The 13566-nt window shown below is 48.4% G+C and carries 10 protein-coding genes; 6 read left to right on the plus strand and 4 right to left on the minus strand.

Features of this window, described 5'->3' with window-relative positions; translation table 11 throughout:
- Positions 1-192: 192 nt before the first annotated feature.
- The 4 genes from LX69_RS07795 to LX69_RS07810 all read left to right on the plus strand — a co-directional run bounded on the left by LX69_RS07795 (position 193) and on the right by LX69_RS07810 (position 7247).
- Positions 193-2634 carry a hypothetical protein gene (locus LX69_RS07795; protein WP_146260678.1) on the plus strand — a complete coding sequence of 814 codons (2442 nt, stop codon included), beginning with the start codon at positions 193-195 and terminating at the stop codon, positions 2632-2634.
- Between the two features lie 526 nt (positions 2635-3160).
- Positions 3161-4051, plus strand: a complete 891-nt coding sequence (locus LX69_RS07800) for a hypothetical protein (protein ID WP_111445265.1) — start codon at positions 3161-3163, stop codon at positions 4049-4051.
- Positions 4051-4515 (plus strand): S24/S26 family peptidase, encoded by a 465-nt coding sequence (locus tag LX69_RS07805; protein WP_170124293.1) that lies wholly within the window; start codon positions 4051-4053, stop codon positions 4513-4515. The genes LX69_RS07800 and LX69_RS07805 overlap by 1 nt, the downstream gene beginning before the upstream one ends.
- Before the next feature lie 899 nt (positions 4516-5414).
- Complete coding sequence (locus tag LX69_RS07810; RefSeq protein ID WP_245934969.1) at positions 5415-7247, plus strand: ABC transporter ATP-binding protein; 1833 nt, start codon at positions 5415-5417, stop codon at positions 7245-7247.
- 716 nt (positions 7248-7963) lie between these two features.
- Here LX69_RS07810 and LX69_RS07825 read toward each other — a convergent pair.
- Complete coding sequence (locus tag LX69_RS07825; RefSeq protein WP_111445269.1) at positions 7964-9403, minus strand: outer membrane beta-barrel protein; 1440 nt, start codon at positions 9401-9403, stop codon at positions 7964-7966.
- A gap of 4 nt (positions 9404-9407) precedes the next feature.
- The gene (locus LX69_RS07830) at positions 9408-9998 is read right to left on the minus strand and encodes an RNA polymerase sigma factor (RefSeq protein ID WP_111445301.1); all 591 of its coding nucleotides are present in this window, start codon (positions 9996-9998) and stop codon (positions 9408-9410) included.
- Positions 9999-10144: 146 nt separating this feature from the next.
- Between LX69_RS07830 and rluF the strand changes: the two genes are divergently transcribed.
- A complete protein-coding gene (rluF, locus tag LX69_RS07835; protein WP_111445270.1) occupies positions 10145-11017 on the plus strand; it encodes a 23S rRNA pseudouridine(2604) synthase RluF in 873 nt (290 codons plus the stop codon).
- Positions 11018-11293: 276 nt separating this feature from the next.
- On the opposite strand, the gene smpB is transcribed toward rluF, so the two are convergent.
- Together smpB and LX69_RS07845 are read right to left on the minus strand one after the other, a co-directional pair.
- Positions 11294-11746, minus strand: a complete 453-nt coding sequence (smpB, locus tag LX69_RS07840) for an SsrA-binding protein SmpB (protein ID WP_111445271.1) — start codon at positions 11744-11746, stop codon at positions 11294-11296.
- 12 nt (positions 11747-11758) lie between these two features.
- Positions 11759-12322, minus strand: a complete 564-nt coding sequence (locus tag LX69_RS07845) for a hypothetical protein (protein ID WP_111445272.1) — start codon at positions 12320-12322, stop codon at positions 11759-11761.
- A 140-nt stretch (positions 12323-12462) separates the two neighbouring features.
- Between LX69_RS07845 and miaA the strand changes: the two genes are divergently transcribed.
- Complete coding sequence (gene miaA, locus LX69_RS07850) at positions 12463-13401, plus strand: tRNA (adenosine(37)-N6)-dimethylallyltransferase MiaA (protein ID WP_111445302.1); 939 nt, start codon at positions 12463-12465, stop codon at positions 13399-13401.
- The last annotated feature ends 165 nt before the right edge of the window (positions 13402-13566 follow it).

Genomic DNA, 13566 nt, shown 5'->3' on the forward strand with positions numbered 1-13566 from the left:
CAAGGGAGGCTTAAAAGGTGTATGTGTTTATAAGGTGATCTTGTGCCGGAATGTTAATTTTGTGACCTTAAGTAGTGTGACATTTGTGTTTCCCAATTGTTGAAATCTGATTGGTGGGGGTTTTATTGGGTTCACACTATTCGCAAACCTTTGATTCTATTTGTTGTGATTATTGATTTTTACCGAATTTATATGAAAAAAGCAACCTTAAATGTATTGTTTGGATGTGTAATACTGATGTTTGGCACTACTGTTGATCTGTTCTCTCAATATAGCAGTAGTGTTCCCGGGGGGGCGTATGATCAAAAAGGAAGTTGGGTTGGTAATGAGGTGCCATCAGAACAATATAAAACTCTAACCATTGCTTTAAATTCAACCATTACGATAAATGACGATTTTAGTTGGGGGGCAAACGTTACTGTTAATGGGGCGTTTATTGCTAAAAGCAATTTTTCTGCTGGATATGGTGGCGTTACTGTTGCTGGTGGTTCTTTAACTATATCAGGTGCGTTTGGTAGTGGAAATTTGGTAGCAAGTTCAGGGGCTGTTGTAAAGATAAAGACATTTGATGCGGGTACATTTGATGTCAAGGATGTTAGTCGATTGATAGTTGAAGATGGGAGTTGTACTTTAACCAGTCATTCATTCATACGGAATGGCGCTACCGTTGAGATATATGGTGATTTTAACCTTATTTCAGAGCTTGTTGTTGAACAGGGGGGGGCATTGATTGTTCATGGCAATTTTAATGCTACGAATAACTGGGCTATGAATATTGAAGGTAATGTGGTTGTGACTGGTGATTTTACTGCAAAAAATGGAACCATTCATGCTGGTGGTAATGTGGTGATTGGTGGGGATTTTTCAACTGGCGGTGGCAGCTTTGGAGGAACTTCTAATAAAAATTTCTACTTATTAGGTTCTGATCCTGTCGTTGTTCCCTCAAATTGGAAGTATGGTGAACTCTCTGATTTTACAAAAAATGAGTCAGGCAATGACGCATTGTTGGGCTTGGTTGAAACGGTGATGCCCGATCTTGTCAATCCATCAATTGTCTGGGTTGGAGGAAAAGATGAAAATTGGAATAATAAACTCAATTGGATAGGGAATCGGGTTCCTGTTGCCACGTCCAACGTTTCAATTAAAACAACTGGTTTTAACCCGGTCATTTCAACCGGGACATTGGTTGAAGTGAAAAATTTAACTTTTGACGCAGGTACTGTGTTGACATTGAACGAGGGCGCTCGAATGACTGTGACCGGTAATGTATCCAATATTGGGGCATCAATCATGATAAAGAACAGTGTGTCTAATCCAACGTCGTTTTGGGTAAAGGGTAATGTTTCGGCTCCAGTGAGTGTGGAATGGACTTATCCCTTGGGTAAGTATATTTACATTGGTCATGGGGTTGACAATGCATTAAAAACCAAGTATGGTAGTGCGTTGTTGTATCGGATTGTGGAAGGCAAATGGGTTGCGGTAGGGGCATCCCCCGATGTGTTTAATACCGATCCTTTGGAAGGGTATGCAGTTGGTTTTCCCTCTTCATTGGGATCAGCTCAAGCCATTATCTCTACAGGGGGATTGCATAACTCCGATTACAGCATGACCATTGGTAACAACTGGTATCTGGTGGCCAATCCCTATACGACCTATCTCGATTTGGAAAGCAGTGGTTTGAATCTGGGGACTGCCTTGAAAACCGTTTATACATCCATTAGTGGTGTTGGTTCCGCGTATTATGCCACCTATAACATAGGGGCGGGTATAGGTGTTAATGATGCAAACCGTTATGTGGCCCCAGGGCAATCATTTTGGATTCGGAATTATTCTGGTTCGTCAACACTGTCTATTGACAGATCGGTCAGAGCTCATGCTGCAGGTGTGTTGAAGAATGCAACCGTCTCTGATGATGTTTTCAGAATCAAATTGATTAAATTAGACGTGTCGGATGAACAAGCGATTTTGTTTCGTTCCATTGGTAGTGAGGATTACTCTCCAGTATATGACAGTGAGAAGCGAATGGTTAACAACGCTGATGAGATTTCACTTTATACCAATAAGTCGGGACGTAAAGTGGCGATAAATGCGTTGCCTGAAATGGAAAGTGTTAGAGTTGTCCCTATTTCCATGAATATTGGTTCCCTCGTAACTGGGGACTATACTATTAAAGCCTCCAACATCACCTCCTTCATGCCCGACGTGGATGTCTATTTGAAGGACTTGGAGACCGAAGAGGTGATTAACCTGCGCGAGTCGCCGGCATACACCTTTAATGTGCCGGCTGCGGTGAACGATGAGACCCGTTTTGAGTTGTCGTTCCTCAAGTCGGTTGAAGCGCCCAAAGAAGAGGAGGGGGGATCAACGACCGTGGAAACCCCATCGGCTCAACAACCGTTGATCACTGCTTATGCCACCGATGGTAAGGCCATCGTGAACATTCTGGATGCATCCTTTAACCACGATGTGGCCATTGAAGTGTACGATGCCCAGGGAGGGGTATTCACCACCCTACAGTCGGCCAAATCACGCACCGAGGTGTCGTTGCCCGACAATACCCAGGTGGTGATTGTGAAGGTGATTTATAAAGGAGTGGTGAAATCCTTCAAGTTACTGAAGCCGGTTCGGATGTGAACCATCCGGTATTGATATTAAAAAAGCTGCCTTTTATAGGGCAGCTTTTTTTATTGCATCGATTCGCTCGTTTTATTTTGTGTGTTATAATTATCTTTGTGTGATTATAAGGTGTATGACAACTGTTGTGACAATGTCGTTTCGTAAAGAGAAGAAGAGGTCAGTCGATTAGCCGGTCGATGAGATGATGAATATTTTATTTGAATGATCGCGTGGATACCTAAATGGCTTTTCATTGATTTTGAATCGCGACAAAGCCATGATAGGAAAAATATTGGGTACATTCTTAAAACTCTGTGATTCTCTGTGAAACTTCGGTGGTTCTCTGTGTAATACATTGTTTCACCGAGTCAAAATAAACGCTGAGGCGCGAAGGCGCTGAGTTGGTTTGATGAATAGATTGCGTTTAAATAACAAAGCAAATAACTCAAAAGAGTTATATAGTAGAGATAACGTGCTGCTTTGTATACAGTTTATATATCGCCGGAAGGCCTGATTTTATGAATCCCTTAAAATTCATTTAGTATTGAAACATCCCCTTTTACTCATCTCCGGCATCACTCACCGGTTGTCGTTACCCGATGACGGGCTGCGTCTGGATGAATCCGGCACCTGTCGTCTGTTTTATACACACGATGCAGTGTCTCAGTCGGAGTGTATTGATGTCCGTTTTGTAAAACAACCAGCATCCGCATTCCCGGTTGGTGAAGTGCTATATGAAGGGACACCATGGGAAGGGATTTTAATGCCCTATCGCTGGCTGGTGGAGAAGATGAATGACCGATTAGCGATTCGGGTATTGTTTGATGAGCACGACACGTTTCATCAGGCCATGGCCTTGTTTGATGCCTCATTCACGAGTGTGGAGGTGTGTTTGGATGTCAAAAAGGATGATGTGGTGGTCGATCCATTTTTCTATCCATTGGGCATTCTGATGCACATCTATCTGGTGCACCATCGGGGCGGCATGGTGATACATGCGTCCGGAGTGCGCGACGGTGAGCGGGGGTATCTGTTTACCGGCGTATCGGGCATTGGCAAGTCCACCATGTCACGATTGTGGCAGGAGGCCGGCGCGCAAGTTGTGAACGACGATCGATTAGTGGTGATGCCCGCCGGTGGTGGGTTTGAGATCCATAACACCCCCATGCCTTATTATGTGGACAAGCCAAAGTCGGCTCCCCTGAATGCCATTTTTTTGTTGCGGCAATCTCCTGTCAACGAATGTCGCCCCATCACGGGCGTGGTGTCCATGAGCCGCGTGTTGGCCAACTGCATGCAGCATTTTCATTCGCGCGATTATATTGACCGATATTTGGATGTGGTTTCGGCTGTTGTAAAATCTGTGCCTGTTTTTGAATTGGGTTTTAAACCCGATGCCGATGTGGTGGCTCTTATTCGTCAAATGCAATGGTGATGGAACCAAAGAAAAAGCAGATGCAACAGGTGCTTATGTCGCTGCTGATCGATGGGCAAACCATTGATGTGCCGGTGTATGGCATCAGCATGTTCCCGTTTTTTATGCCCGGCATTGTGGTGCGCGTCAGGTCGGTGGCTTTTGCTGACATCCGCAAAGGCGATGTGCTCTTTTTTGAGTCGAATGGACAACTCATTTTGCATCGCGTGGTGCGCAAGGGTCACGATTGGTTTCAGTGTAAGGGCGACAGCTTGCTCAAGCACGATTCGGTGATTCCATCAACGGCTCAAGTGGGGGTGGTGGTCGCATGGAAACGTGCCAATCTCTTACGCTCAACACAATTGCTGCGTTTTCGTGTCTATGCTGCCATTATGGTGGCGCTGCATCGTGTCACGGGCTATGTCATTTGGCCTTTTGCGTTGGCATGGAATAAGTGGGTTCGTCTTTCCACCGGAGCTGGTTAAATGTATCAGATGGTATGACGCTACTGATGATGCTTTGTAAAAACACCAAATGAAATCGTCATCACGAATGAATGCAAATTTTGGCTCTATGTCGAATCCTGTGGGTAAACAAAATATGAAAGCACGAAATCAACACAAGGTAACTAAGCCGCCTACGGAAACGAGCCATGTCCATCGATTCGATACACAGACAGGATCATGACTACTGGCGAGTTCCATCTGACCAGTTAAAAATAAATAATATTCAGATGAAAATGGCGTTAAAAAAATCATAGCCCTGAGCGTTAAAAAATATGCGCTGTTTGAGCTTGCGAGTTCGCAGATTTTAGCGAGGGCCTATGATTTTTAGCCATTTTACGTCAGCGGCGGCCTTTTTTAGCAAAGCTGATTTTTGCAACGTTCGGCATTGGCAAACCAGTTTGCACATTGCTCTCACTTGATGCAAAAATTGCTTACTTTTTGGGGCTGTAGCCAATTCAGCGGAGCTCAGCGACGCTTAATCATGAGGGCAAATGAAAACAAACGCTTGCCGAATAAAAAGTAAGAGCCCGCCCGGCTCGAGGGCACGAAATATAGGTTTGAGTGAATACATACTTATGATTACCCATATGAATCAGAATAGAGCCCAAATTTTGTGTATTTTACACAAATCATTTTTGACCGTTTATCTTCTTTCGTTCTGTCTCTTCCATCTTTGTTTTTCGTCTTGTGTCTTAAATCTTGCGTCTTGTGTCTTAAATCTTACGTCTAATGTTTTAAAACTTGTGTCAATGTCGTTAAGTTAAGCCCTGAACGGATCTAAGCATCTGTTTTTATCTCATCATCTGTCTCTTAGTCTGACATCTTTATCTCTTAGCTAAACGATATTAATCTTAAATCCTCTTTTTTCTTCAAACCCCATGCCGCTCAATCTCTCCCGCACCACCTTTCTCTATTTTCGCACCGCCTTACAAATGGTGTGGCACAGCTCCCCCGGCTGGACGTTGGTCAATCTCGTGTTTGTGATGGTACGGGGTGCCATGCCCCTGTTGTTGCTTTACGTGGTGCGGTTGTTGGTCGACGAGGTGACCCATGCGCTGACTCTGCCGGTGAGTGAGCGTACGTATCACGGGGTGGTGATGGTGGCTGTGTGGGCAGGCATCTTCTTTCTGCTCAATGCGGTGGCCTCGTCGTTGGGCGCGCTGGTACGTGAAAAACACTCGCACCGGTTGAACGATTACATTCAAAAGTTGATTCACGAAAGAACCACTCGCATACACTATTCCTTTTTCGAGAACCCCGAATATCAGGACACCTATTATCGGGCCATCAATGATGCCAATTTTCGTCCCTCACGCATCTTTTACGGCATGGTGGGGTTGTTGCAAAGCCTCATCACGGTGACGTTGTTGGGAGGGCTTATTTTGTCGCTCAAGTGGTGGGTGTTTTTGGCTGTGGTGGGCGTGTTGCTCCCATTGGTGTGGTACCGCATTGTCTTTTCGCGCAAGTTGTTCCGGCTGCATCGTCAGCAGACCGAGGATGAGCGCCGGCTAGCCTATTACAACCGCCTGCTCACGGTGAAGGAGTTTGCCAAGGAGCTGCGCATCTTTCAGTGGGGTGAACTCTTTATGCAGCGCTTTCTGGCGTTGCGGCAAGGTCTGCGTGGTGAGCAGTTTGCCTTGTTGCGCACCAAAGCCTTAAGTGAATTGGTGGTGCAACTGTTGATGACGGTGCTCATTGTGTTGTTTTATAGTTTTATTGCCATCGAGACGTTGCGAGGAGAGATTGGTGCCGGCTACATGGTGATGCTGTTTCTGGCCATGCAGCGAGGCTACGGTTACCTGCAGGAGATGCTCACGCGCATGAGTTCGCTGTACGAGGACAGTCTCTTTTTGCGAAACTTCATCGAGTTCCTGCACATCGAAGTGCCCGAACAGCAATACGGAACGACTGACTTTCCATGCCCCATCACCAAGGGCATTGTTTTTGAAAACGTGAGTTTTCGTTACCCGCAGAGTCGTGGCTGGGTGTTGTGCGACGTGTCGTTGACCCTTCGCCCCGGTGAGACCCTCGCCCTGGTGGGCGCCAACGGTGCCGGTAAGTCCACCTTTGTGAAACTGCTCTCTGGGTTGTATGAGCCGGTTGAGGGGCGCATTCTGGTGGATGGCATCGAGATGGCGCACATCGACCGTCAGGCGCTGGCCCGTCAGGTGAGTGTCATCTTTCAGGATTTCATGTTGTACAACGTCTCGGCACGCGAAAATATCTGGTTGGGCAACGTGGTCGACGATCTGCATGACGATCGGGTGAGGCAGGCTGCTGTAAATGCCGGGGTGGATGCCCTGCTCAAAGGCCTCCCCAAGGGTTACGACACCCGACTGGGTAACCTGTTTAAGGGAAGCGAAGAGCTGAGTCAGGGCGAGTGGCAACGCATGGCACTGGCCCGGTCGTTCTTCAACGACGGACAGGTCATCATCCTCGATGAACCCACCAGCAGCCTCGATGCCATTACTGAGGCAAGGTTGATTGATCATTTCAAGGAGATTGTCTCGGGACGTACGGCACTCATTGTGAGCCATCGTTTGAGCACCCTGCATCTGGCCGATCGCATTGCCGTGTTGGAAGATTCACGTCTGGTCGAAATCGGCACCCACGACGAACTGATGGCCCGGCAAGGAGCCTTCTATCGAATCTTTGGGTCAACGAAGCCCTCAGATTCCAAGCCCCCTAAATCCCCCGAAGGGGGACTATGAAGGGAGCTTCTGCACTTTTTGCACTCCTCCACTTTTCAACTCCTCCACTTCTCCACTTCTCCACTCTCTTGCTTAGGCACTCTGCCACTCTGCCCCTTTTCTTGCTTTTGTCCTTTTATCCTTTTGCCCTCTCGCACTATCTTGCGCCTCTGTGGTTAACTCTTTTTTACCGCCAAGTCGCCAAGTTACCGCCAAGTTCGCTAAGAAAATACATTGCGCCCTTCGCGTTCCTCCCTTCGCGCCTTTGCGGTTAAATTTTTTCTCTCTCCTCCACTTTTGCACTCTCCTGCTTAGTCACTCTGGCACTTAGGTGCTTTTTGCTTCTTTACTCTTGCACCCCTGCACTTAAGCACTCTAGCACTTTTGCACTTCTCAACTCTCTTGCTTTGCCACTTAGGCACTCTGCCCCTTTTCTTGCTTTTGTACTTTTGTCCTTTTGCCCTCTCGCACTATCTTGCGCCTCTGTGGTTAACTCTTTTTTACCGCCAAGTCGCCAAGTTACCGCCAAGTTCGCTAAGAAAATACATTGCGCCCTTCGCGTTCCTCCCTTCGCGCCTTTGCGGTTAAATTTTTTCTCTCTCCTCCACTTTTGCACTCTCCTCCTTAGGCACTCTGCCCCTCTGCCCCTTTTCTTGCTTTTGCACTCTTGCACTCCTCCACTTTTCAACTCCTCCACTTCTCCACTCTCTTGCTTAGGCACTCTGTCACTTAGTCCCCTACAACTTAATCGCCACCCCCGTGAACACCGCAAACGAATAAGGACGAAAATCCTGTCCGTTGACCGGCGTGATGAAATAGTTGAATGACGGTTCCATGTTGAATAACACCGATTTGAAGATGGGGATAGCGATGCCCATGCCCATGCGGGCACTGTAACTGATTTTGTCGATGTTGGCCGTGGAACCCGATTCGGTGCGTTGGTTGTAGGTGATGTCGGCTCGGTTGCCGATGAGGAAATTGGAGCAGACTCCCAGCGCGAGGGATAGTTGCGTGGGTTTATTCATCAGCTTGTAACGCGCCATGATTGGCACTTCCAAATATTCGAGTATTTGCGATGCCTCTATCTCATTGGATGCATCGTCGTTGCGCAATAGCAACGCGGGGGCATCTTCGCGTGAGTAAATCGGTGCATTTGTCTCGTCGCTCAATTCAGCCATGTCTGAATAGATGGGAGAACGAGCGACGTCCTGGGGTTGATCCGTAAATATGTCGCCCAATGAACTGGTGACTCTGACGGGTGTGTGCAGAGGCGTGCCATTGTTGGAGGCCGCATACATGGGACGCGACAGGGAAGCAACCCGGGCCGAAAGGTTTTGTCCCACTTGGGCGTAAATGATGCCCGATTCGAGACTCCAGCGGCTCTGACTCTTGGCGATGGCCACCCGCAGGGTGCCACTTAGTGATTGGATGCCTGTTTCGCTAAATGCTGCACCGTGATTGTCGGTGCCACTTTGTTGGGTGGTGCGGTAGGCAAACGATGGTGAAGCTCCTCCGCTGATGGTAATGTCATATTCCTGCTTGGGCAGCGTAACAGTTGGCACAAATGGATTGTGTGGCATGGAGTGGGGGGAGAGGAGGTCTTTTGGCACTGCGGTGTGCTTCTTTGGGATGTGCGTGCAAATGCCCCAGTCGTTTGTGTCTGTCCCTCTGCGTTGGAGTGGTTTTATGACTTCTGATACTCGCAAGTCGGTGGCGGCTGTGACCGATGTTGCTGTGTGGGTGGAGTGGGGTGGGTGGAGTGACTTTGCCGATGATGGCTGGCCTCCGGCAAGGGGCGCATCTGTTGTGTATGATTCGCTGCGATGATTTGTGTGGACGTGATTGGCTCCCCCAGAGAAACGCGATGTGGTGACCGGAGCTGCATCGGTAGATGGTGACGCCATTGGTGTGGCGTCGGGGCTTGGTTTTGATGACTCGGTGGCTAAGATGGTGTTTTCCGGGGTGTGGGTCGTAAAAAGGTGGTGTAGGGTCAGTGGCAGTGAAATCAATAAAGCGATGGATGCTGCCAAAGCCCATTTCTGCCACAGGGCAATGCGTCGTTTGGGTTTTTGGTCAAGTGATGCGGCAATATTGTCCCACACCCCCGGGGCGGGTGGGACTTCCATATCCCGGAAGTTATTGCGAAACAGTTCGTCGATGGGGTGCATGGATGACATGGCGCTAAGATAGTGAGGATGGTTTAAATTGGGCTGTCGCCATGTCGGTTTGTTCAATGGTTGATTCTGATTTGTCAAGTTTGTCCTGTAGCCACTTGCGGGCTCGGGCCAAATTCGACTTGGAGGTGCCCACGGCAATGTTGAGCTGTTGGGCTATTTCTTCGTGACTGTAGCCTTCGATGGCAAACAGCACAAACACCATTTTGTACTGGGGGGGCAGCGTCTGCACCAGTTGCATCAGGTACTGGGCATTCATCTCTCCCGGGTCGTGATGGTTGTCTGTTGATATGGACGCAGCCTGGTCGATGGAGGTTGCGTGGCTTTGCCATTTATTTCGCCGATAGTATTCAATGGCCGTGTTGACCATCACCCGACGCACCCATCCCTCAAAGGCGCCATCAAAGCGAAAATCTCCAAGTTTATTAAACACCTTGATGAATCCCTCTTGCAGGCAGTCCTCGGCCGCCTCGCGCGTGTTGGTGTATTGCAGGCAAACGGCAAACATACGTGGCGACAGCCGCCGGTACAGCTCATGCTGCGCCGCGCGGTCGCCTTTGAGGCTCCCCTCAATGAGTGTTTGATAATCCGTTTGCAAGGAGGTGTTGTTTTTTGTTTGAGGTTTTTTCTCATACAAAAAGCAGGCCAATCATTTGTGGAGACGCGATTCTTCACGCCTCTAATTTTATGGAATCGATGTTTCACGTATTTGCCAAACACCATTAATTATCCCAATTTTGCACCATGAGAAAACCCGGTCAAAACAACAATCGATCTTCGGGCAGGCAAGCCCCTCCCCCCCGCAAGGAACGGTCCTTTCGGCGCGATGGAATGCCCGGAGGTGACGGTCAACACCAGGCGCCATCTTCCTCCGATCGCATCATCGTTCATCAGGATAAGAATGAGGAGGTGCGGGTGAATAAATTTATCAGTGAGTCGGGTTTCTGTTCACGACGCGAGGCCGATCGTTTGGTCGAACAGGGCAAGGTGTGCATCAATGGTGTGAAGGCTCTGATGGGCGACAGGGTGCTGCCCGGCCAGCGGGTCACCGTCAATGGGCGCCCCATCGCAGTGCAGCAACGCATGGTTTATATTGCCTTCAATAAGCCGGTTGGGGTGACTTCCACCACCAATCGCAAGGACAAAACCAACATCATCGATTACATCGGTCATCCGGCACGCATCTTTCCCATTGGCCGTCTCGACAAGGATTCTCAGGGATTGATTTTGCTGACCAATGATGGCGATATCGTCAATAAAATTTTACGCGCCGGCAATAATCACGATAAGGAATACATCGTGACTGTGAACAAGCCCATTACGCCTGATTTTGTGTCAAAGATGAGTGCCGGTGTGCCTGTGTTGGGCGAAGTGACCCGTCCCTGCGAAGTGCGCAAAGTGTCGGAGAAAACGTTTTGTATCATCCTTCAACAGGGATTGAATCGCCAGATTCGGCGCATGTGCGAATTTCTGCACTACGAGGTGACCCGCCTGCAACGGGTGCGCATTATGAACATTCATCTGGGTCCCCTCAAAGAAGGCCAGTGGCGCGACTTAACACCCGGAGAGCTTACCGTGTTGAATGGTTTGATTCAGTCGTCAAATAAGGCGGTTTGATCAGTCGTACGCTGTTGATTCGTGTTGTTTGGTTGAGAGATGAAGACGAATATCATTAGACCGGTGATGTGATGAAACAAACATGAGGTTTTTCTAAGGTTATTTTCTCACTGGTTCTCATCTTACCTCACTGCAATTCAGTGTCAGTTCTTAGTCTGTTACACTGAGGAAGATGAGGTCACGCTGAGTGACGCTGAGTTTTCTTCTCACAGGTTCTCATCTTACCTCACTGCAACTCAGTGTCAGTTCTTAAAAAAGTGACTGAAAAAGGAGCCATTAATAAATCTTCACCACCCGATCCATCTCCCGACGTGCATCTTTGGCTTTGAGGGTCTCGCGCTTGTCGAAGCTCTTTTTTCCCTTGGCCAGTGCGATTTCCACTTTCACCAGTCCTCTTTCGTTGAGAAACAGTTTGATTGGAATGATGGTCAGACCCGACTCCTTGGTTTTGCGTTCCAGTTTATTGAGTTCTTTGCGGTTGAGTAACAACTTGCGTTCACGGGTGGGAATGTGGTTATTGTAAGTGCCGTAAAAGTATTCGGCCACGTTCATCCCTTTCAGCCATAGTTCGTTGTTCTGAAAATAACAGTACGAATCCACCAGACTGGCTTTACCCATTCGGATGCTTTTGATTTCGGTGCCCGCCAGCTGTACCCCGGCTGTGAAACGTTCTTCTAGTTCGTAGTCGAAAGTCGCGCGTTTGTTGCGAATATTGAGTTGTTGTGCCATGTTGTTGAATGTTTAAAGGCGAAACAACGGTTCCGCCATGCGAACAATGAGTAATGGTAGGGCTTGAAGCATTATCAACAAACCGCCTGCGATGACCCACGACCGGCTATTGTTGAACCGAGTCCCCATGCCCGTGCGGATGGGGTAAATGGCGTAGATGGCCGCGAACTGAACTACAGCAAGTTTGGGAAACAGCAGGGTGACGATGACTGTCAGGTAAATGATTCCTGCCGGATAGGCCACTACCGCCAGCCAGTTGTTTGCTTCTGTGTGGCGATTCAGTTGTTTGTCGAGCCATTGTATCGTATGATGTGCCGCGAACAAAACCCCGAAATGTGAAACGAACAGAATGGTCGATTTTTTTAACGCCATTTCAAACACAAACTGTTGTGCTTGCCACATCTCGACCACAAAAGCCAACAATGTCATCACGCCGATGAGCGGGAGGGTATAGGTTGTCAATATGTCGTTGGTGCTGCTCTTTTCACCATGTACCACAGGCCAGGTGCGAACCGGTTGAGTGGTGATGTCAACAAGACGCGTGAACAGATGGCGATATGTGGGACTTGGTGTCATGATGGGCGGGATGCTTAGGCACACAAAATTATAAAAAGAATTGCAACCCCTTGCATGGCTTTTAAAAGATGTTGTCGCCATATCTCAATGCGATGCGGAAAAATGGACTACTTTTGTGGCAAACCTCAAAAAAAATCTCCATGGCAGCACCCTTCACCCCCGGCAATCGTTACAATTTGGCCTGTGTCATCGGTCCTACGGCCAGTGGTAAAACGCAGTTGGCTGTCTCGCTGGCGCATCGCATTGGTGGCGAAATCATCAGTGCTGACTCGCGACAGGTGTATCGTCACATGGACATTGGTACCGGCAAAGATTTGAACGAATACGTGGTGGATGGTGTGCCTGTGCCCTGTCACCTGGTCGACATTGTCGAGCCGGGCTATAAATACAATGTGTATGAGTATCAGCGCGATTTCTATCGTGTGTTTGATGAAGTGCAGCATCGTGGCCATTTCCCGGTGATGTGTGGCGGATCGGGATTGTATGTCGAAGCAGTGCTAGAGGGGTATCAGTTATTAAGCGTGCCTCCTGATCCTGAGTTGCGAACCCGTCTCGAAAAGCACTCACTGGCTGAATTGGCCGACATCCTGGCGTCCTATAAATTCCTGCACAACAACAGCGATACTGAAACAAAAATACGTGCCATTCGAGCCATCGAAATTGAGGAATATTATCGTACCCATCCCGAGATTGAACAGCAATTTCCTCAGCTGAAGCCCCTTATTGTTGGCGTGAACATCGACCGGGATGCCCGTCGTGAACGCATCACCCGCCGACTCAAAGCCCGTTTGGACGAAGGAATGGTGGACGAAGCCCGCCGTCTGATGCAGATGGGGTTAAGCGCCGAGGATCTGATTTATTATGGCTTGGAGTACAAATACCTGGCTCTTTTCCTGACGGGGCAACTCTCCGAATCCGACATGTTCGACCAGCTCAATACGGCCATTCATCAGTTTGCCAAACGGCAGATGACCTGGTTCCGCAAGATGGAACGGAGCGGAATTGATATTCTTTGGTTGGATGCTTTCGAACCCATCGAGCAGCGCGTTGACAAAATTGTAACCTTGTTGCAGGCCTAAATTCGCGATTCCGAAATGTGAGTTTTTAGTTGGTTACACTGAGGAGTATGAGGTCACACTGAGTTACACTGAGATTTTCACCTCACCGACCCTCATCTTCCCTCACTGCAACTCAGTGTCAGTTCTTAATTGGTTACGCTGAGGAGGATGAGTTCCCGCTGAGTT

Origin of the sequence: Breznakibacter xylanolyticus (assembly GCF_003254275.1) — a bacterium.
GTDB lineage: Bacteria > Bacteroidota > Bacteroidia > Bacteroidales > Marinilabiliaceae > Breznakibacter > Breznakibacter xylanolyticus.

What these genes read in the sequence shown, in the direction of transcription:
- LX69_RS07795 (WP_146260678.1), top strand. Translation starts at nt 193, where the DNA reads ATGAAAAAAGCAACCTTAAATGTATTGTTTGGATGTGTAATACTGATG.
- LX69_RS07805 (WP_170124293.1), top strand. Translation starts at nt 4,051, where the DNA reads ATGGAACCAAAGAAAAAGCAGATGCAACAGGTGCTTATGTCGCTGCTG.
- LX69_RS07810 (WP_245934969.1), top strand. Translation starts at nt 5,415, where the DNA reads ATGCCGCTCAATCTCTCCCGCACCACCTTTCTCTATTTTCGCACCGCC.
- LX69_RS07825 (WP_111445269.1), bottom strand. Translation starts at nt 9,403, where the DNA reads ATGTCATCCATGCACCCCATCGACGAACTGTTTCGCAATAACTTCCGG.
- rluF (WP_111445270.1), top strand. Translation starts at nt 10,145, where the DNA reads ATGAGAAAACCCGGTCAAAACAACAATCGATCTTCGGGCAGGCAAGCC.
- smpB (WP_111445271.1), bottom strand. Translation starts at nt 11,746, where the DNA reads ATGGCACAACAACTCAATATTCGCAACAAACGCGCGACTTTCGACTAC.
- LX69_RS07845 (WP_111445272.1), bottom strand. Translation starts at nt 12,322, where the DNA reads ATGACACCAAGTCCCACATATCGCCATCTGTTCACGCGTCTTGTTGAC.
- miaA (WP_111445302.1), top strand. Translation starts at nt 12,463, where the DNA reads ATGGCAGCACCCTTCACCCCCGGCAATCGTTACAATTTGGCCTGTGTC.